This window comes from Salmonella sp. 741265050_HSA (genome assembly GCF_046569445.1).
In the GTDB taxonomy this organism is placed as follows: domain Bacteria; phylum Pseudomonadota; class Gammaproteobacteria; order Enterobacterales; family Enterobacteriaceae; genus Salmonella; species Salmonella enterica.
Genome location: NZ_JBKFSV010000007.1, coordinates 76,139 through 96,445 on the forward strand (window position 1 = coordinate 76,139; position 20,307 = coordinate 96,445).

The 20,307-nt window shown below is 54.8% G+C and carries 16 protein-coding genes; 9 read left to right on the forward strand and 7 right to left on the reverse strand.

Features of this window, described 5'->3' with window-relative positions; translation table 11 throughout:
• Nucleotides 1-58 precede the first annotated feature (58 nt).
• A complete protein-coding gene (locus tag ACLD4F_RS14015) occupies nucleotides 59-1,654 on the forward strand; it encodes an ABC-F family ATPase (RefSeq protein WP_000961480.1) in 1,596 nt (531 codons plus the stop codon).
• Nucleotides 1,655-1,775: 121 nt separating this feature from the next.
• Here the strand turns inward: ACLD4F_RS14015 and ACLD4F_RS14020 are convergent, their stop codons facing one another.
• On the reverse strand, nucleotides 1,776-3,041 hold the full coding sequence (locus tag ACLD4F_RS14020; protein WP_076726320.1) for a DUF1479 domain-containing protein: 1,266 nt from the start codon (nucleotides 3,039-3,041) through the stop codon (nucleotides 1,776-1,778).
• A gap of 261 nt (nucleotides 3,042-3,302) precedes the next feature.
• Between ACLD4F_RS14020 and ACLD4F_RS14025 the strand changes: the two genes are divergently transcribed.
• Entirely contained in the window at nucleotides 3,303-4,112 is an 810-nt protein-coding gene (locus tag ACLD4F_RS14025; protein WP_000217910.1) for a Cof-type HAD-IIB family hydrolase, read from the forward strand.
• A 77-nt stretch (nucleotides 4,113-4,189) separates the two neighbouring features.
• Here the strand turns inward: ACLD4F_RS14025 and ACLD4F_RS14030 are convergent, their stop codons facing one another.
• The 4 genes from ACLD4F_RS14030 to moeA all read right to left on the reverse strand — a co-directional run bounded on the left by ACLD4F_RS14030 (nucleotide 4,190) and on the right by moeA (nucleotide 9,789).
• Complete coding sequence (locus ACLD4F_RS14030) at nucleotides 4,190-6,622, reverse strand: glycyl radical protein (protein ID WP_000192661.1); 2,433 nt, start codon at nucleotides 6,620-6,622, stop codon at nucleotides 4,190-4,192.
• A gap of 5 nt (nucleotides 6,623-6,627) precedes the next feature.
• The gene (locus ACLD4F_RS14035) at nucleotides 6,628-7,527 is read right to left on the reverse strand and encodes a glycyl-radical enzyme activating protein (protein ID WP_000576954.1); all 900 of its coding nucleotides are present in this window, start codon (nucleotides 7,525-7,527) and stop codon (nucleotides 6,628-6,630) included.
• Nucleotides 7,528-7,804: 277 nt separating this feature from the next.
• A complete protein-coding gene (gene moeB, locus ACLD4F_RS14040; protein WP_000829278.1) occupies nucleotides 7,805-8,554 on the reverse strand; it encodes a molybdopterin-synthase adenylyltransferase MoeB in 750 nt (249 codons plus the stop codon).
• Nucleotides 8,554-9,789 (reverse strand): molybdopterin molybdotransferase MoeA, encoded by a 1,236-nt coding sequence (moeA, locus tag ACLD4F_RS14045; RefSeq protein WP_000395783.1) that lies wholly within the window; start codon nucleotides 9,787-9,789, stop codon nucleotides 8,554-8,556. The genes moeB and moeA overlap by 1 nt, the downstream gene beginning before the upstream one ends.
• Nucleotides 9,790-9,991: 202 nt before the next feature.
• Here moeA and iaaA point away from each other — a divergent pair, with 202 nt between their 5' ends.
• From iaaA to gsiD, 5 genes are read left to right on the forward strand one after another with little or no spacing between them, the layout of a single operon-like run.
• Nucleotides 9,992-10,933, forward strand: a complete 942-nt coding sequence (gene iaaA / locus ACLD4F_RS14050) for a beta-aspartyl-peptidase (RefSeq protein ID WP_411010897.1) — start codon at nucleotides 9,992-9,994, stop codon at nucleotides 10,931-10,933.
• Nucleotides 10,934-10,943: 10 nt separating this feature from the next.
• Nucleotides 10,944-12,815 carry a glutathione ABC transporter ATP-binding protein GsiA gene (gsiA, locus tag ACLD4F_RS14055; protein WP_001120575.1) on the forward strand — a complete coding sequence of 624 codons (1,872 nt, stop codon included), beginning with the start codon at nucleotides 10,944-10,946 and terminating at the stop codon, nucleotides 12,813-12,815.
• Nucleotides 12,816-12,847: 32 nt separating this feature from the next.
• On the forward strand, nucleotides 12,848-14,386 hold the full coding sequence (gene gsiB / locus ACLD4F_RS14060) for a glutathione ABC transporter substrate-binding protein GsiB (RefSeq protein WP_000191432.1): 1,539 nt from the start codon (nucleotides 12,848-12,850) through the stop codon (nucleotides 14,384-14,386).
• 60 nt (nucleotides 14,387-14,446) lie between these two features.
• Nucleotides 14,447-15,367: a glutathione ABC transporter permease GsiC gene (gsiC, locus tag ACLD4F_RS14065; RefSeq protein ID WP_000936069.1), complete on the forward strand. Its 921-nt coding sequence runs from the start codon at nucleotides 14,447-14,449 to the stop codon at nucleotides 15,365-15,367.
• 2 nt (nucleotides 15,368-15,369) lie between these two features.
• Complete coding sequence (gene gsiD, locus ACLD4F_RS14070; protein WP_001236024.1) at nucleotides 15,370-16,281, forward strand: glutathione ABC transporter permease GsiD; 912 nt, start codon at nucleotides 15,370-15,372, stop codon at nucleotides 16,279-16,281.
• A 90-nt stretch (nucleotides 16,282-16,371) separates the two neighbouring features.
• Here the strand turns inward: gsiD and rimO are convergent, their stop codons facing one another.
• Nucleotides 16,372-17,697: a 30S ribosomal protein S12 methylthiotransferase RimO gene (rimO, locus tag ACLD4F_RS14075; RefSeq protein WP_079972987.1), complete on the reverse strand. Its 1,326-nt coding sequence runs from the start codon at nucleotides 17,695-17,697 to the stop codon at nucleotides 16,372-16,374.
• A 230-nt stretch (nucleotides 17,698-17,927) separates the two neighbouring features.
• Between rimO and bssR the strand changes: the two genes are divergently transcribed.
• Nucleotides 17,928-18,311 carry a biofilm formation regulator BssR gene (gene bssR, locus ACLD4F_RS14080; RefSeq protein ID WP_000259651.1) on the forward strand — a complete coding sequence of 128 codons (384 nt, stop codon included), beginning with the start codon at nucleotides 17,928-17,930 and terminating at the stop codon, nucleotides 18,309-18,311.
• 118 nt (nucleotides 18,312-18,429) lie between these two features.
• The gene (locus ACLD4F_RS14085; RefSeq protein ID WP_001252730.1) at nucleotides 18,430-19,551 is read left to right on the forward strand and encodes a PQQ-dependent sugar dehydrogenase; all 1,122 of its coding nucleotides are present in this window, start codon (nucleotides 18,430-18,432) and stop codon (nucleotides 19,549-19,551) included.
• On the opposite strand, the gene ACLD4F_RS14090 is transcribed toward ACLD4F_RS14085, so the two are convergent.
• Nucleotides 19,548-20,174: a glutathione S-transferase family protein gene (locus tag ACLD4F_RS14090; protein WP_000631907.1), complete on the reverse strand. Its 627-nt coding sequence runs from the start codon at nucleotides 20,172-20,174 to the stop codon at nucleotides 19,548-19,550. The two genes, ACLD4F_RS14085 and ACLD4F_RS14090, sit on opposite strands and share 4 nt — an antisense overlap.
• Between the last annotated feature and the right edge of the window lie 133 nt (nucleotides 20,175-20,307).

The following is a 20,307-nucleotide window of genomic DNA, read 5'->3' on the forward strand; positions in this document are numbered from 1 at the left end:
TTATTTCAGACTTGTGGCATAATAAGCGGTTTGTCACATCTTTTTTCAGGATAAGCCTGTGTTAGTTTCCAGCAACGTTACCATGCAGTTCGGCAGTAAGCCGCTGTTCGAAAACATTTCCGTCAAATTTGGCGGCGGCAACCGTTACGGCCTGATCGGCGCCAACGGTAGCGGAAAGTCCACTTTTATGAAAATCCTCGGCGGCGACCTGGAGCCGACGCTGGGCAATGTTTCCCTCGATCCGAATGAGCGCATCGGTAAGCTGCGTCAGGACCAGTTCGCTTTTGAAACATTCACCGTACTTGATACTGTCATTATGGGGCATGGCGAACTGTGGGAAGTCAAGCAGGAGCGCGACCGTATCTACGCCTTGCCGGAAATGAGCGAAGAAGATGGCTATAAAGTCGCCGATCTGGAAGTAAAATACGGCGAGATGGACGGTTATTCCGCTGAGGCGCGCGCGGGCGAACTGCTGTTGGGGGTGGGCATCCCGCTGGAGCAGCATTACGGTCTGATGAGTGAAGTCGCGCCAGGCTGGAAATTGCGTGTGCTGCTGGCGCAGGCGTTATTCTCTAATCCGGACATCCTGTTGCTCGACGAACCGACCAACAACCTGGATATTGATACTATCCGTTGGCTGGAGCAGGTGCTGAACGAGCGCGATAGCACGATGATCATCATTTCGCACGACCGTCACTTCCTGAACATGGTTTGTACGCATATGGCGGATCTGGATTACGGCGACTTGCGCGTCTATCCGGGTAACTATGATGAGTATATGACGGCGGCGACCCAGGCGCGTGAACGTCTGTTGGCCGATAATGCGAAGAAAAAAGCGCAAATTGCCGAGCTGCAATCTTTTGTTAGCCGTTTTAGCGCCAATGCCTCTAAATCGCGTCAGGCAACGTCGCGCGCGCGGCAGATCGATAAAATCAAGCTGGAAGAGGTGAAAGCCTCCAGCCGTCAGAACCCGTTCATCCGTTTTGAGCAGGATAAAAAACTGTTCCGTAACGCTCTGGAAGTGGAGGCGCTGACGAAAGGTTTTGATAACGGTCCGCTGTTTAAAAATGTCAATTTGCTGCTCGAAGTCGGCGAGAAGTTGGCGGTACTCGGCACCAATGGCGTGGGTAAATCTACGCTGCTGAAGACGCTGGTTGGCGATCTGGACGCCGATCACGGCACCGTTAAATGGTCGGAAAACGCGCGTATTGGTTACTACGCGCAGGACCACGAATATGAATTCGAAAATGACCTGACGGTGTTTGAATGGATGAGTCAGTGGAAGCAGGAAGGCGACGACGAGCAGGCAGTGCGCAGTATTCTGGGTCGCCTGCTATTTAGCCAGGATGATATCAAAAAGCCTGCGAAAGTCCTCTCCGGTGGCGAGAAGGGCCGTATGCTGTTCGGCAAACTGATGATGCAAAAGCCGAATATCCTGATCATGGACGAACCGACTAACCACCTGGATATGGAGTCGATCGAATCGCTGAATATGGCGCTGGAGCTGTATCAGGGCACGCTGATCTTTGTTTCGCACGACCGTGAGTTCGTCAGCTCGCTGGCAACCCGCGTCATTGAAATTACGCCGGAGCGCGTGGTGGACTTCAGCGGCAACTACGACGATTATTTGCGTAGTAAAGGGATTGAAAGCTAAACACTGACGCCCGGTGGCGCTGTGCTTACCGGGCCTACGTATCCTGGCGCGTAGGTTCGGTAAGACGGGTGCGCCCAGGCAAAGGGCACACCGCAGGTGAGCGGGCAGGGCGGTACGACCGTCAAACGTCCATACCTAATGCCCGTTTACCGTGAATATTCAGATCGCGCAGCGTGAAGCGCCCTTCCCAGGTGGTTTCATAGTCCTCGCGCGGGAAATCGCCCGGTGATGCGCCTGTCTCCAGCGCCGCTTTCACCTTACGCGCATAGGCCAGATTTTTCTCACACATTGGCGCGGCAGGAATGTACATCACATTGCCCCAGCCCTGCTGGTTTTCGACGGGGGCGACGGAGTGGATGACATCGCAATGCCACCACACGGAATCCCCGGCTTCCAGCGGCGGAATGCTGGTTAACGCCGCCATCAGTAAAGGATGCCACTGTTCAGAAATCGGCAGCACCCGGCCCGGCGCGACGCCGCATAATTCATCTTCCGGGACATCATCCAGCAGCGGGCGCAGCAGAATATACGCCATCGCCTCCGGGATAGGGACGACATGAAGCAACCCCTGACCGGGCAGCATATCGGAGAGCGCGGTCCAGCCCTGGAAGGTGCGAAATACCGAACATTTTGTGGTGTTATCCACCGTATACTCTTCAACTTCGGTACGGTGCGCCGCATTCCACGGATCGTACTGCTCGACGTTGCCGTTAAACACACTGGCGAATACCTGCTGATAGGCTGGTAGCAGCCAGCGTTCCAGCGCGCCGGAGTCGGTATGCGCTCCCAGTCCTTTGGATGTGGTGCCCGGTGGGCGGCGACGGATGCGATCCGGGTAAAGGATGCTGATATCCGGATTAAACCATCGCTTGCCGTCGTGCTCTACCTGCCACAGACGGTTGAGGAACGACTGCGCCAGCGCCATCTCTTCACTTTGGCGGGCCTGCATTTGCGCCTGCGACCAGTAGACAGGATAGATTTCAGGCCGGGAGGCGCTCAGCGTACCGAAAAAATTATCCCCCGGTCCTTTATACACCTCGTCAAAATGGTTCTTGTCCAGATAGTCGAGCATCGACTGGTCCCATGCCAGCGCCTGTTCGCGTGGAAAATGACCTTTAATCACCGCGCACCCGCGGCGCTTAACCTCGGCGCGGGTGGCATCGCTAATGTTGCCCATCGCCAGTTCGCTAAAAGGGATAATTGGCCATACCGGGTGTCCCTGCGCCTTCAGATCGTTAATTTCCGCCACCCGGGCTGCTATGGTGGCGCTCAAACGGTCGAACACCGCCTGTACGTCGCCGATTTGCGCGCGTAGCGCCTGCTTCATCTGACGAATGGCCGCTTTTGGGTCGGCGGGCAGCGTTTCGTGGGTAAAAGGAGTCGTCATATTAACCTCACCATCTTTCGTTCGAAAGTAAAATTAGTTACATGTGATACTTTAAGTTAAAGTAAGGTTAATGCAAGTTTAAAATATTGCAGGGGAACACAAAGAGGGAAGCGAGAGGAAAACGTAAGGTGGCCAGGACGCCTTAATGTCTTATGCGGCTATTCCTTTCGTTCAGCTACTTTTCATTCGAAATAAATTTGTGGTTCTGCTCACATTGTTATTAAAATGTTTCTGGTCGCAGTTACAGCCAGGAGCTTAAGTATGACCGTTAACGTTGTCGTTACCGATATGGACGGCACTTTTCTCGACGATGCCAAGCAGTACGATCGTGTACGCTTCATGGCGCAATACCAGGAACTGAAAAAACGTAATATCGAATTTGTGGTCGCCAGCGGTAATCAGTACTACCAGTTGATCTCCTTCTTCCCCGAGCTGAAAGACGAAATTTCCTTTGTCGCAGAAAATGGCGCGCTGGTGTATGAACATGGCAAGCAGTTGTTTCACGGGGAGCTAACCCGGCATGAATCGCGGATTGTGATTGGCGAACTGCTGAAGGATAAGCAGCTTAACTTCGTCGCCTGCGGTCTGAAAAGCGCTTATGTCAGCAAAAACGCTCCCGAGACTTTCGTGGCGCTGATGGCCAAACATTATCACCGCCTGCAGCCGGTAAACGATTATCACGACATTGACGATATCCTGTTTAAGTTCTCCCTGAATTTGCCCGATGAACAAATTCCGCTGGTTATCGACAAACTGCACGTATCTCTGGATGGCATCATGAAGCCCGTCACCAGCGGCTTCGGTTTTATCGACCTGATTATCCCGGGACTGCATAAAGCGAATGGCATCAGTCGTCTGTTAAAGCGCTGGAACAGGTCGCCACAGAATGTCGTCGCCATTGGCGACAGCGGTAATGATGCGGAAATGTTGAAAATGGCGCATTACTCTTTTGCCATGGGCAATGCCGCAGACAATATCAAAGCGCTTTCACGTTATCACACTGATGATAATAACCATCAAGGCGCGCTCAACGTCATTCAGGCCGTGCTTGACGGCACCGATCCCTTCTGATTAACAGGCCTGCGTAGGCCTGTTAAACGTAGCGCCATCAGGCAGTTCGGACATATTGCCGATGGCGCCAGGGTAAATTACAGCATATGTTCGGTACGGGCGATGATATCGTCCTGCGCATCCGGCGACAGCGCGGTGAAGAAGGCGGAGTAGCCTGCCACACGCACGACCAGATCGCGGTACTGGTCCGGATGTTTTTTCGCATCCAGCAGCGTTTCGCGTGACACGATGTTGTACTGAATATGCCAGCCTTTATGCACCTCAAAGAACGTCCGTAGCAGAACCATCAGTTTCTGTTTGTCGGATTCGTTTTCCAGCGTCGTTGGGTTCAGTTTCTGATTGAGCAGCACGCCGCCGAGAATGGAACCGGTAGGTAATTTGCCTACGGAACCAATCACCGCCGTCGGGCCGAGATGATCCGTACCTGATGCAGGGCTTGCGCCTTCCGCCAGCGGTGTATGCGCTTTGCGACCATCCGGGGTAGCCATAGTCGCGGCGCCAAACGGCACGTTTGCTGAGATAGAGGACGTACCGGCGTAATAGTTGCCGCCCACAGGGCCACGACCGTAGCGCGGGTTATGGTACTGCTTCAGCTCATCAATATAGGTCTGATAAGCGCGCGCCAGCAGGGTATCGACACTGTCATCGTCGTTACCGTACTTCGGCGCGCCGTTAATCAGACGCTGGCGCAGCTGCTCGTGAGTCAGGCCGTCGAAGTCATCGGCCAGCGCGGCGGCAAGCTGCTGTTGACCGATAACGCCCTGTTCGAAGACCAGTTTTTTCACGGCGGCGAGGCTGTTGCCCAGGTTGGCGATACCGACCTGAAGACCGGATACCCAGTCATATTTCGCGCCGCCTTGCTTGATACTCTTCGCGCGTTCAATACAGTCGTCTACCAGCGCTGAGCAGAGAATATCGTGGACATTCTCTTCCAGCATGGTGTCGACCACATACTCAATTTCGATCGATTTGCGCGTGTAGTAGCGAATTTGGGTATCCCAGGCGGCCATCACTTCGTCAAAATTGTTAAAGTTGCCTGCGGAGAGCGCCTTTTCCTGCGGCAGAAATACCTTACCGCTGGTGGCGTCGCGACCGCCTTCCAGCGCCGCCAGCATGACGCGGGCGAAGTTAATAAAGCTCATGCCGGTGCAGCGATAACCCCATTTCCCGCCGACGGCGGTTTCGATACAGCCGATCGCCGCGTAATCGTAAGCGTCCTGCGGTTCGATCCCCAACTTGATAAATTCCGGGATGACGATTTCATCATTGTTAAACGCCGGCATCCCAAAGCCGCAGCGGATGACCTGGACGCAGGCGTCAAGGAAATCGTTACTCATTCCGGCGTGATAACGCACACTGAGGTTGGGCTGGGTAGAACGCAGACGTCCACAGGACTCCAGAATGGCGTAAGACAGCGGATTCACTGCGTCCATTGGCTGACCGTTGATGAGATTCTGACCGCCAATGGTGACGTTTTGATACAGCGGGCTGCCCGCGGAAGCTTTAGAGTGCGAACCGGAACGGATCTTGTTTACTTCCAGCAGTTTCAGCCAGCAGCTGTGCAGCAGTTCAATGGCGTGCTCACGATCCAGCGTCTGGTTTAGTTCGACATCGCGACGATAATAGGGATAAAGATACTGGTCCATACGACCAAAAGACACCGAGTGCCCGTTAGACTCAATTTGTAGAATCAGTTGGATGAAGTAGCACAATTGCAGTGCTTGCCAGAAGGTCTGCGGCGGTTGGTGGGCGATCACCTCGCAGTTTTCCGCGATGGTAAGTAGCTCTTTACGACGGCTTTCACGGGACTCTTCGCCTGCCATCTGGCGCGCCAGCGCGGCAAAGCGCGTGATGTGCTGGCTTACCGCGTCCAGCACTATATCAATCGCCTTCAGGAACTGCTCGCCATGCAGATCTTCCAGCACGGTCAGGTTGATGCGTGAGCGGCGCTCGGCGACTTTATCGCGCAGGCCATCAAGCCCTTTTTCCAGCAGCAGCGGGAAGTTCACCGCCAGGTGCGCGTCACCGGAGGTCATATTACCTTCGGCTTTGATAATGCCAGTCGCCAGAAGCCCTTTTTGTTCATCGGTAAACATGCCGTAGCAGCGATCCTGGACGGTTTGACCGCGCCACCACGGACAGACGTCGTGCAGAATACGCTTGTTTTCTTCACTTACGGAAAAACCTGCGCCGGGCCGGTCTGCCAGGTCGTCGATCTCTTTTTCAATCCACGAGACGGTATATTCCGGGAAAATCGGCGCGGCGCGGACTTCACTTGCCTGGTTGCCGACGATCAGTTCATCGTGTTTTATCCAGATAGTGCGTTCCGCCAGGTGATGGGCCAGCGCCAGCGCACGGCGTACCGGAATCGGTTTATCCAGATGCTGCTGGTACATTTCGGTATAATGCTGCGCGCGCTCGGTACAGACCGGCGGTTTCACGATATGTACCAGCGCGGTTTTGTGCGCCTTAATGCGGTCACTGAGCGTGTCCAGTTTCAGTTGGGTCATGATAATTATCCTCGTAGGGTCGCGGTTAAACCTTTTTGGCAGGCGTACTTCTGGGCAAAATCAAGTAACGCCGGCGCATCCAGTGGTTTATCCGGGGCATGATAGGGCTGACTGAGTAAGTGGTATTTATTGATGCCCAGCGTGTGGTAGGGCAGAAAATGAATTTCCCCGACGTGCAGTTCGTCGGCGGCAAAGTCGGTAATGGCTTTAATGGTCTCCTCATCGGCATTAAATCCCTGAATCAGCGGGACGCGAATCACCATTTTTTTGCCCGCGGCCGCGAGTTTCCTGAGATTTTCCAGCACCCGCGAGGCGCTGCCATCGGTCCACTGCTTAAACGGCCCGTCGGCGACATGCTTCAAATCAGCCAGAAACAGATCGATATAAGGCAGTGAGGGCGCAATGTATTTCCATGGAACATGCAGACAGGTCTCAACCGCTGTATGAATACCGGCGTCATGGCTGGCTTTAAACAGCTCTGCCGCCAGTTCCGGCTGCATAAACGGTTCGCCGCCGGAAAGCGTAAGACCGCCGCCGCTGCGATCGTAAAAAGGTTTATCGCGCAGTACCGTCGCCATGATCTCATCCACGCTTTTTATTTCGCCGCACACGGTTAACGCCTGTGTGGGGCAGCAATGCGCCAGGACTGAAAAATGGGCGTCGGTCAGTTTCTCGCGATGGATGAGCAGGCCGTTTAGCGCGCGCTCAATGACGTCCGGCGCGGCTTGCGCGCACAGGTCGCATCCTTCGAGACACAGCCGCGCGTCGTATAACAGATCCTGAGCGCGGGCGCGGCTTTCCGGGTTCTGGCACCAGCGACAGCCCAACGAACAGCCTTTGAGAAATACTACGGTACGGATACCGGGGCCATCGTGGGTAGAATAGCGCTGAATATTGAAGATCATAAACGGCCTCTCTTATTTCATATAAAGATTAAATTACTTTCGAATGAAAGTTATCTTGATGTGCGTCAACGAATGGAGAGGTTCTGACAAAGAGGCGTTAAATGAGGTACAACATCACGGTTTGAGGTTGTGGTATGGCGTTTAAGATGATGCCGTGCTGCTTGAGCCGATCGTCAGTCGGAGCTTGGGTAAGCTGGCTTTGCGTCTGATGACAGTAATTATCTGTTGATACAGCACGGCCATAAACCGTGCTTTGGTATGTTTATCCGTAAAGTGGCTACTGTCCGCAGACTTCACAGCCGGGGTTGCGTATCAACTTCATTTCGCGGAACTGACAGGTCATCGCATCGTACATGACGATTTTTCCGCTAGCGGGCTGACCGTAATGCGCCAGCAGCTTAATGGCCTCCATTGCCTGTAGCGAACCGATCACGCCAATCAGTGGCGCCATCACCCCTGCCTCTACGCAGGTCAGAGCGTTTTCGCCAAACAGACGGCTCAGGCAGCGGTAACAGGGTTCGTTTTCCCGATACGTAAAGACGGTAACTTGTCCTTCCATACGAATTGCCGCGCCGGAGATTAGCGGCACTTTCGCGGTATAGCACCCGGCGTTAAGTTGATTACGTACGCTAACGTTATCAGTACAGTCCAGTACCAGCGAATGCCCGGCAATCAGGCTGGTCATAGCGTCGTCGTCCAGCCGCGCGTTAACGGGCGTAATGGTAATATGCGGGTTGATTCGCGCCAGCGCGTCGCGGGCGGACTCAACCTTTGGCTGCCCGACCGTGGCGTCGCTGTGCAAGGTTTGACGCTGGAGATTGGAAACGGAAACGGTATCAAAATCGAGTAGCGTCAGTTGCCCGACGCCAGCGCCGGCCAGATACTGCGTTGCCGCGCAGCCGAGTCCGCCCAGCCCGACCACTAATACCCGCGCATCTTTTAACGCTTCCTGCCCTTCAAAATCGAAGCCGCGCAGAATAATTTGTCGGTTATAGCGCAGCATCTCCTGGTCGCTAAGTTCCGCCATTACAGGCCTCCGAACAGAGCATTAAACGGCTCGACTTCCACCCATTCTCCCGGCTCAACATTGCCGCGTTCACGCTCCAGCACAATAAAGCAGTTGCCCAGACTAAACGAGCTGAAAATATGTGAACCCTGGTGTCCGGTGGTCGTGACCTCCAGTTCGCCGTTGGCGCTACGTTGCAGAATGCCGCGCTGGAAATCGAGACGCCCCGGCGTTTTCTTCAGGCGAGATGCTGTGCGTACACGCTGGCGCGGCGGCACTGCGCTTGCCGTGTTGCCGCCAAGCTTCGCCAGTAAGGGCTGAACCAGTTGATAAAACGTGAGCGCCGCAGAGACTGGATTCCCCGGCAGGCCACAGAACCAGCTATTACTGAGCTTGCCGAAGGCAAACGGTTTGCCTGGCTTGATAGCCAGCTTCCAGAAGGCGATTTCGCCCAGCTCCTCAAGGATGGTTTTGGTATAGTCCGCTTCACCAACCGAGACGCCGCCGGAGCTTATCACTACATCGGCCTGGCTGTCGGCGTCGACAAACGCGGCGCGAAGCTTACCGGGATCGTCAGGAATAATGCCTAAATTGATCACTTCGCAGCCAAGCTGTTGCAGCATCAAATGTATAGTTAGACGGTTAGTGTCATAAATTTGTCCCGCCTCCAGCGGCTGGCCCGGAAGCTGGAGCTCGTCGCCGGTCGAGAACAGCGCTACGCGCACTTTACGTACAACCTGTGCATCGGCAATTCCCAGCGACGCCAGCACTGGCAGTTCGGCAGTAGTCAGGCGCGTACCGGCCGGAAAGACCACCGCATCCTGGCGAATATCCTCGCCGCGGCGGCGGATGTTTTGTCCGCAACGAACATCGGCGGTAAAACGCACGCCGTCATCGGTTTGTTCCGTCTGCTCTTGCATAACTACCGCCTCGCAACCTGTCGGCACCGGGGCGCCGGTCATAATGCGAATGCAGGTGCCCGCAGGCCACTCTCCCTGGTAAGGCTGACCGGCAAATGCTTTGCCGGCGACGGGCAGCGGCTTATCGGCGGACAAATCCGCCATACGTACCGCATAACCATCCATAGCTGAATTATCAAAGCCGGGAACATCGAGGGGAGAAACGATATCGGTCGCCAGGATGCGGCCAAAGCAGTTCACCAGCGGCAACGTTTCTACGGCGGTGAGCGGGGTAATACGTGAAAGCATCTGGGTCAGCGCCGTTTCAAGCGGCATCAATCCGGCGGAAAATTCCATGAACATACTCCTGCGAGGCAAAATCGAATCCGGCTATTATGTCAGAAAACAGTGGCGGGCAGTATGCTACCTCGGTCTTAGAGACGGCCTTGCGCCTTTACATACCTTACGCATCTTTCTATATTCAAAAATCGAATGAATAACTCACAACAATTCTGATAGTTATAGTAAAAGTTGTGTGCCACCGTAATGGACCCTAAAAATGAATAAAGCAGTGATTGCGATTCACGGCGGCGCAGGCGCGATTGCTCGCGCGCAAATGAGCCATGAGCAGGAGCTACGCTATATCCAGGCGTTGTCAGAGATTGTTGAAAGCGGGCAAAAGATGCTGGAAACGGGTGACAGCGCGCTTGATGTAGTGACGGAAGCGGTGCGTCTGCTGGAAGCGTGTCCGCTCTTCAATGCGGGTATCGGCGCGGTCTATACCCGAGACGGGACTCATGAACTGGATGCCTGCGTGATGGACGGCAATACCCTGAAAGCCGGAGCTGTCGCGGGCGTGAGTCATGTTCGCCATCCTGTGCTCGCCGCCAGGCTGGTGATGGAGCGCAGCCCGCATGTACTCATGGTGGGGGAAGGGGCGGAAAACTTTGCCTTTTCACAGGGGATGGCGCGCGTTTCGCCGGATATCTTTTCCACCCCGGCGCGTTACGAGCAATTACTGGCCGCGCGTGCGGCGGGCGAAATGGCGCTCGATCACAGCGGCGCGCCGCTGGACGAAACGAAAAAAATGGGTACAGTCGGCGCGGTGGCGCGGGATAAATTCGGCAATCTGGCGGCGGCAACGTCTACCGGCGGGATGACCAATAAATTGCCCGGGCGCGTCGGCGACAGCCCGCTGGTCGGTGCCGGGTGTTATGCCAACAACGCCAGCGTCGCCGTTTCCTGTACCGGAACGGGAGAGGTCTTTATTCGCATGCTCGCGGCTTACGATATCGCCGCATTGATGGAATATGGCGGACTCAGCCTTGCCGACGCCTGTGAGCGCGTGGTGATGGAAAAATTACCGGCGCTGGGCGGCAGCGGTGGATTAATCGCTGTTGATCACGAAGGTAATGTCGCGTTGCCGTTTAACAGCGAAGGGATGTATCGCGCCTGGGGATATGCCGGGGATACGCCTACCACAGGAATTTACCGGGAATAAGGAGCCGCAGGTGCCGCACAGCGATGAACTGGATAGCCGCGATGTTCTGTCCGTCAGTGGCCTGAATATCGCGTTTCACCACGAAGGGCAACAGATAGACGCCGTGCGTAATGTGTCATTACGCCTGAAGCGTGGAGAGACTCTGGCGATTGTCGGCGAGTCGGGATCGGGAAAATCGGTGACGGCGCTGGCGTTAATGCGGCTGATTGAGCAGTCGGGCGCGAACGTGCGCTGCGGCGAAATGCTGTTGCGTCGGCGTAATCGCCAGGTGATTGAGCTGTCTGAGCAGAGTGACGCGCAGATGCGGCGTGTGCGCGGCGCGGATATCGCCATGATTTTCCAGGAGCCAATGACCTCGCTCAACCCGGTATTTACCGTCGGCGAGCAAATTGCCGAATCTATTCGTTTGCATCAGGGTGCCAGCCACGAAGAGGCGCTGGCGGAAGCGAAACGTATGCTCGATCAGGTACGGATCCCGGAGTCGCAGGCGATTTTATCGCGTTATCCGCATCAGCTTTCCGGCGGGATGCGCCAGCGAGTCATGATCGCGATGGCGCTATCCTGCCGTCCGGCGGTATTGATTGCCGATGAACCCACCACGGCGCTGGATGTCACTATCCAGGCGCAAATTCTGCAACTTATCAAAGTGTTGCAGCAAGAGATGTCGATGGGCGTGATTTTTATCACCCACGACATGGGCGTCGTGGCGGATATCGCCGATCGCGTACTGGTGATGTATCAGGGCGAGGCCGTGGAAACCGGCAGCGTAGAGCAGATTTTCCATGCGCCGACGCATCCTTATACCCAAACGTTACTGGCCGCCGTCCCTCAGCTTGGCGCGATGCGCGGCCACTCGCTGCCACGCCGTTTCCCGTTGATTTCCGCTGACGAACCAGCCCTTTATGAATCGCAGATTGAGCAAGACACGGTGGTGGAAGGCGAGCCTATTCTCCAGGTTCGGGGACTGGTGACGCGATTCCCGCTGCGTAGCGGTCTCTTTAACCGCGTTACGCGTGAAGTTCATGCCGTTGAGAATATCAGTTTCGATCTCTGGCCGGGCGAAACGCTATCGCTGGTGGGCGAGTCCGGTAGCGGAAAATCGACGACCGGACGCGCGCTGCTGCGGTTGGTTGAATCCCGGCAGGGGGAGATTATCTTTAACGGCCAGCGCATTGACACGCTGTCTGCGGGTAAACTCCAGCCGTTGCGCCGCGATATTCAGTGTATTTTCCAGGACCCTTACGCCTCGCTCGACCCGCGCCAGACCGTGGGGTATTCCATTATGGAACCTTTACGGATTCATGGTCTGGGGCAGGGGGACGCTGCGGCAAAGCGCGTGGCCTGGTTGCTTGAGCGTGTCGGATTACGTCCTGAACATGCCTGGCGTTATCCGCACGAGTTTTCCGGCGGTCAACGTCAGCGCATCTGCATAGCTCGCGCGCTGGCATTGAATCCTAAAGTGATTATTGCTGATGAGGCGGTCTCCGCGCTGGATGTTTCCGTTCGCGGACAGATCATTAATTTACTGCTTGATTTACAACGGGAAATGGGGATCGCCTACCTGTTTATTTCGCATGATATGGCGGTCGTGGAGCGAATTAGCCATCGCGTGGCGGTGATGTATCTTGGTCAAATTGTTGAGATGGGGCCGCGGCGCGCCGTTTTTGAAAATCCGCAGCATCCTTATACGCGTAAATTGATGGCGGCGGTGCCGGTTGCCGATCCTTCCAGACACCGGCCGCGGCGCGTTCTGCTATCAGATGATATTCCCAGCAATATTCATAAACGTGGCGAAGAGACGCCCGCCGTTTCATTACAGTTGGTCGGGCCGGGACATTATGTCGCGCGGCCGCTGCAGGATAATGCGCTCTCGCGCTTATAACATTCAGACAGGCAGGGTTTCAGGAGAACAACATGACGCAATTTATTACGCATAAATGGCTGGCGGCGCTGGGACTGGCCTCATCCATTGCGGCTTTTCCGGCCCTGGCGGCCAAAGATGTGGTGGTGGCGGTAGGGTCTAATTTCACCACGCTCGATCCGTATGACGCCAACGATACGCTCTCGCAGGCGGTGGCGAAGTCATTTTATCAGGGGCTGTTTGGCCTGGATAAAGACATGAAGGTAAAAAACGTCCTGGCGGAAGGCTATACCGTTTCTGATGACGGTCTGACCTACACCATTACCCTACGGCAGGGGGTGAAATTTCAGGACGGCGCGGATTTTAATGCGGCGGCGGTAAAAGCGAATCTCGATCGCGCCAGCAATCCGGATAACCACCTCAAGCGTTATAACCTGTATAAAAATATCGCAAAAACGGAGGTTGTCGATCCGGCAACGGTAAAAATTACCCTGAAACAGCCGTTCTCCGCTTTCATTAATATTCTGGCGCACCCGGCGACGGCGATGATCTCGCCGCAAGCGCTGGAAAAATATGGCAAGGATATTGGTTTTCATCCGGTCGGTACCGGTCCATACCAGCTTGAAACCTGGAATCAGACCGACTTTGTCAAAGTGAAAAAGTTCGCCGGTTACTGGCAGCAGGGCTTACCCAAGCTGGATTCTATTACCTGGCGTCCGGTTACTGACAACAATACCCGCGCGGCGATGCTGCAAACCGGCGAAGCGCAATTTGCTTTTCCTATCCCTTATGAGCAGGCCGCGTTACTGGCGAAAAATAAAAACCTCGAACTGGTCGCCAGCCCGTCCATTATGCAGCGTTATATCAGTATGAATGTGACGCAGAAACCGTTTGATAATCCTAAGGTGCGTGAGGCGTTGAATTACGCTATCAATCGTCAGGCGTTGGTTAAAGTGGCGTTTGCCGGATACGCCACGCCGGCGACGGGCGTGGTGCCGCCGTCGATAGCCTATGCGCAAAGCTATCAGCCGTGGCCCTATGATCCGGCTAAAGCGCGCGAACTGTTGAAAGAGGCGGGGTATCCAGACGGTTTCAGTACCACGCTGTGGTCATCGCACAACCATAGCACCGCGCAAAAAGTGTTGCAGTTTACCCAACAGCAACTGGCGCAGATTGGCATTAAAGCCCGGATAACCGCGATGGACGCCGGCCAGCGCGCCGCGGAAGTTGAGGGCAAAGGGCAAAAAGAGAGCGGCGTGCGAATGTTCTATACCGGCTGGTCGGCGTCGACGGGCGAAGCTGACTGGGCGTTATCGCCGCTCTTCGCATCACAAAACTGGCCGCCGACGCAGTTTAATACCGCTTTTTACAGCAACAAGCAGGTCGACAGCGATTTGGCGGCGGCCTTAAAGACCAACGATCCGCAGGAGAAAACACGATTATACAAAGAGGCGCAGGATATTATCTGGAAAGAGTCGCCCTGGATACCGTTGGTGGTGGAGAAATTGGTTTCTGCGCACAGTAAGAATTTGACCGGTTTCTGGATTATGCCGGATACCGGTTTCAGCTTTGACGATGCGGATTTGAAGTAAGTAATGCGATGGGGCTGGATGGCGCGCGCGTTGTCCGCCATCCGGTAAAAGGTTCGTGTGATGCTTAACTATGTTCTCAAGCGCCTGCTGGGATTAATTCCTACGCTGTTGATTGTGGCAGTGCTGGTGTTTTTATTTGTTCATTTGTTGCCCGGCGACCCGGCGCGGCTGATAGCCGGACCAGAAGCCGACGCGCAGGTGATCGCGCTGGTTCGTCAGCAGCTGGGGCTTGATCAGCCGCTTCATGTCCAGTTTTGGCGTTACATCACCCATGTTTTACAAGGCGATTTCGGTACGTCAATGGTTTCCCGCCGCCCGGTTTCTGAGGAGATCGCCAGCCGCTTTTTGCCGACGCTGTGGCTGACGATAACCAGTATGATATGGGCGGTTCTGTTTGGCATGGCGATCGGCATCGCCGCCGCCGTGTGGCGTAATCGCTGGCCTGACCGGGTAGGAATGACGCTTGCCGTGACCGGCATTTCTTTCCCGGCTTTTGCGCTGGGAATGTTGTTAATGCAGATTTTTTCCGTGGATCTGGGCTGGCTACCGACCGTGGGGGCGGATAGCTGGCAACATTATATTTTACCCTCCCTGACGCTTGGCGCGGCGGTGGCATCAGTCATGGCGCGTTTTACGCGCTCCTCGTTTGTCGATGTCCTGAGCGAGGATTACATGAGGACCGCGCGGGCGAAAGGCGTCAGTGAAACGTGGGTGGTGTTAAAACATGGCCTGCGCAATGCGATGATCCCGGTCGTCACCATGATGGGACTGCAATTTGGCTTTCTGCTTGGCGGATCGATCGTCGTCGAAAAAGTGTTTAACTGGCCGGGGCTTGGGCGATTACTGGTCGACTCGGTCGACATGCGCGACTACCCCGTGATTCAGGCGGAAGTGCTGCTGTTTTCTCTGGAATTTATTCTTATCAACTTAGTGGTGGATGTCCTCTATGCCGCCATTAATCCGGCTATCAGGTATAAGTAAGGATGCGATTATTTAACTGGCGCCGTCAGGCGATTTTACATGCTATGCCGGTGGTAAAACCCGACCAGATACGCACGCCATGGCGGGAGTTCTGGCGTCGTTTTCGCCGCCAGCATGTCGCGTTGGTCGCCGGGGGATTCGTACTGGCGTTAATTCTGGTGGCGATTTTTGCCCGCTGGCTGACGCCCTACGATGCGGAAAACTATTTTGACTACGATAGCCTGAACAATGGCCCCTCTTTGCAGCACTGGTTTGGCGTTGACTCGCTGGGAAGAGACATCTTTAGCCGGGTTCTCGTTGGGGCGCAGATCTCACTGGCGGCGGGCGTGTTCGCGGTATTTATCGGCGCGATAATCGGCACGGTGTTGGGATTGCTGGCGGGATATTATGAAGGCTGGTGGGATCGTTTCATTATGCGCATTTGCGATGTGCTGTTCGCCTTCCCCGGCATTTTGCTGGCGATTGCCGTTGTGGCGGTGTTAGGCAGCGGTATTGCTAATGTGATCGTTGCGGTGGCGATTTTCTCTATTCCGGCGTTTGCACGTCTGGTGCGCGGAAATACCCTGGTCTTAAAACAGCAGACGTTTATTGAGTCTGCCCGCAGTATCGGCGCCAGCGACACGACGATTTTGTTTAGCCATATCTTGCCGGGAACGGTCTCGTCAATTGTGGTTTTCTTTACGATGCGTATCGGTACGTCAATTATTTCCGCGGCAAGCCTGTCATTTCTCGGATTAGGCGCGCAGCCGCCAACGCCGGAGTGGGGAGCGATGCTCAATGAAGCGCGGGCGGATATGGTCATCGCGCCGCACGTAGCGCTCTTCCCGGCGGTGGCGATTTTCCTGACTGTGCTGGCGTTTAACCTGTTAGGCGACGGGTTGCGCGATGCGCTGGACCCGAAGATTAAGGGGTAAGCCAGCCCGGTGGCGTTGACGCCTGGCGGGCCTGGAACGGGCTCGCCAGGTGGGGTAACACATCCGGCACCCGCGCCGGGGGAGGTGGCGTTAAACCCGACTGCCCCACAAATCATATTCGTCGGCGTTTTCCACTTTCACGCGCACGATATCGCCCGGCTTGACGTTGGTTTCGCCGTTCAAATAGACCGCGCCGTCAATTTCCGGCGCATCCGCCATGCTACGCCCGATAGCGCCTTCTTCGTCAACCTCATCGACGATCACCAGAATTTCGCGGCCCACTTTTTCCTGCAAGCGCTCAGCGGAGATTTGCTGTTGCAGTTGCATAAAGCGGTTCCAGCGCTCTTCTTTCACCTCTTCCTGCACCTGATCCGGCAGGTCATTCGCGCCTGCGCCTTCCACCGGGCTGTACTTGAAGCAGCCTACACGATCGAGGCGCGCCTCTTTCAGGAAGTCGAGCAGCATCTGGAAGTCTTCTTCTGTTTCGCCGGGGAAGCCGACAATAAAGGTGGAGCGTAGGGTCAGTTCCGGGCAGATTTCACGCCACTGCTTAATGCGCGCCAGTTGGCGGTCAACGGAACCGGGACGTTTCATCAGTTTAAGAATCCGCGGGCTGGCATGTTGCAGCGGAATGTCCAGATAGGGCAGGATTTTGCCTTCCGCCATTAGCGGAATCACATCATCAACGTGTGGGTAGGGGTAGACGTAGTGCAGACGTGTCCAGACGCCCAGTTTTGATAACTGTTCGCACAGGCTCACCATACTGGTTTTCACCGGTTCGCCATTATGGAATCCGGTGCGGTGCTTCACATCTACGCCGTAGGCGGAGGTATCTTGCGAAATCACCAGAATCTCTTTGACCCCGGCATCAACCAGACGTTTCGCTTCGCTTAATACGTCGCCAATCGGACGGCTGACCAGATCCCCGCGCATCGACGGGATGATGCAGAACGTGCAGCGGTGATTACAGCCTTCAGAAATTTTCAGATACGCATAATGGCGCGGCGTCAGTTTTACACCCTGTTCCGGTACGAGGCTTAAAAATGGATTGTGCTTCGGCTTCGGTACGTAATGATGTACGTGCTGCAGAACTTGCTCATAGCTATGCGGCCCGGTGATTTCCAGTACTTTCGGATGCACTTCGCGGATCTGATCTTCTTTTGCGCCCAGGCAGCCGGTGACGATTACCTTACCGTTTTCGTTCAGCGCTTCGCCAATGGCTTCCAGCGACTCTTGTACCGCGCTGTCAATAAAGCCACAGGTATTAACGATAACCATATCCGCATCGTCATAGCGTGGCACAACGTCATAGCCTTCGGTACGCAGCTCAGTCAGGATGCGTTCCGAATCAACGAGGTTTTTCGGACAGCCCAGGGAAACGAAGCCGATCTTTGGCTGGTGGGTTACATTACTCATAGCTTAAAAAGTGTTCATTTATTGGAATGGTCAGGGCAGGGATTCTACAGATATCCGAACAAAAATTGTATCGCAATCTCATCAGGAGCGGCGGCATCAACCGTTGTGGTTGTCAGCAAAAGGTGAAAAAGGGCAATTCTAAGAAAATTCTTGATCTCTGACACCCCTTTGTCTAAAAAACGACCATACTATTAAGTTGAACCCTGGTAGAAAAGAGGAGGAAAAAAGGTATGGTCGTTGACAGACTGAGAACCGATCTTCTCAACAAGCTGATAAACGCGCGTATCGATCTTGCCGCTTATCTGCAATTGCGAAAAGCGAAGGGGTATATGTCAGTCAGCGAAAGTGACACTCTGCGTGACAATTTTTTTGAACTGAATCGCGAGCTCCACGATCACGCTTTACGGCAGGGACTGCATCTCGATCAGGAAGAGTGGAACGCGCTGCGCCGTGCCGAAGGCGCGCTTGCAGCCGCCGCCGTTTGTTTAATGAGCGGACACCATGATTGTCCGACCTTTATTGCCGTCAACGCAGATAAACTTGAAAACTGTCTGACAACTTTGACGCTGAGTATTCAGAGTCTGAAAGCACATTCACCGCTTACACAGGTCTGAATAAGGGGGAGGCGACTCCCCCTTTTTACCGGACCGCGCCGCTTAATGTTTTGTAAAAATAAACCCGACCTCTTGCGATGCTGACTACGCTTTAACGCAGAGCCCTGAAGGAGGCGGTATGCGTCGAATACTTCTCGCGATAGTTTCATTCTCTCTTTTCTCTTCATGGGCGAACGCCAATCTTGCGCCGGTGAACGTTGAGGTGCTGCAAACCCGACTCGATCACCCGTGGTCGCTGGCTTTTTTGCCGGATAACCGTGGGATGCTCATTACCCTGAAAGGGGGACAACTGCGCCACTGGCAGGCGGGGCGGGGACTTTCCGATCCGCTGGCTGGCGTACCGAAAGTGTGGGCAAACGGGCAGGGAGGTTTGCTGGACGTCGTGCTGGCGCCTGACTTTGCCCAGTCGCGCCGCGTCTGGCTGAGCTATGCTGAAGCTGACCGCGAAGGAAACGCCGGTACGGCAGTCGGTTTTGGACGGCTGAGCGACGATCTTCAGCGTCTGGAGCATTTTCGTACCGTGTTTCGCCAGATGCCTAAGCTGTCTACCGGCAACCATTTCGGCGGACGTATGGTATTCGATGCGCAAGGGTTTCTTTTTATTGCCCTGGGTGAAAATAACCAGCGCGCTACCGCGCAGGATTTGGATAAATTACAGGGTAAGCTGGTGCGCCTGACCGGGCAGGGCGAAATTCCGCCGGATAATCCGTTTGTGCATCAGGCGGGCGCGCGTCCGGAAATCTGGTCTTACGGTATTCGTAATCCGCAGGGGCTGGCCATCAATCCCTGGAGCGGCGCGCTATGGCTGCATGAACACGGTCCGCGCGGCGGCGATGAAATTAACATCCCGGAAAAAGGCAAAAATTATGGCTGGCCGCTGGCCACATGGGGTGTCAACTATAGTGGTCTGAAAGTGCCGGAAGCCAAAGGTGAAATTGTCGAGGGAACGGAGCAACCGGTTTACTACTGGAAGGATTCTCCGGCGATCAGCGGGATGGCTTTTTATGCCAGCGACGTTTTTGCGCCGTGGCGGCACAAACTGTTTATCGGCGCGCTAAAAGATAAAGAGGTCATTGTGATGCGCGTCGATGGCAATACGGTGACGGAAGAAGGCCGTATTCTGGGTGACAGAAAGCAGCGTATTCGGGATGTGCGTGTCGGACCTGACGGCTACTTATATGTGTTAACCGATGAGTCCGACGGGCAGTTACTCAAGGTAAGTCCTGCAGCCACGCGTTAGGTCACCGGGATCATCACCACTTTGCGAAAAGCAGGGCGCTCGGTAAGCTGCTGATACCAGCGCTCCAGATTCGGGCGCGGCGTCCACTTCAGACCCACGTTCAACAGGTTATAGACGAAAGGCGCAATAGCGATATCGCCGGTGCCAAAGTTATCCCCGGAGAACCACGGCTGGTGGGCCAGAGCATCATCAAGAAGCGCAAACAGGCTGTCACACTTTTCGATACCGGCTTCAATTGCCGCCTGGTCGCGTTTTTCCGGCGGGGTTCTGACCAGTCCCATCAGGATCACGCGGTGCGCCGGGCTTAACGTTTGATTCGCCCAGTCCATCCATTTTTCGCCCTCCGCACGCCGCGCCGGATTATCAACCCATAGCCGGTTCTGGCCGTATTGCGCCGCCAGATAGCGGACAATGGCATTGGATTCCCACAATAACAGGTCGGTTTCATCATCTTTAAGCAGCGGCACCAGCCCATTAGGATTCATCGCCAGATAGTCGGCATCCTGGTTAACGCCGAATTTTCCGCCTGCCAGAATTTGATCGTATGGCAGTTCCAGCTCTTCAAGCGTCCACAACACTTTTTTAACATTAGTCGAGTTGTTCCGGCCCCACAGCGTAATCATATTAACCCCTTCCGTTTTATCAGGATGATGACAGTAATCGGCCTACCGTGAGATAAACCTAACATTTACACAATGGTCTGTAAAAAAATCGTTATGAAGGAAGCGTAACGGGATGTTATTGCATAAACTTTAA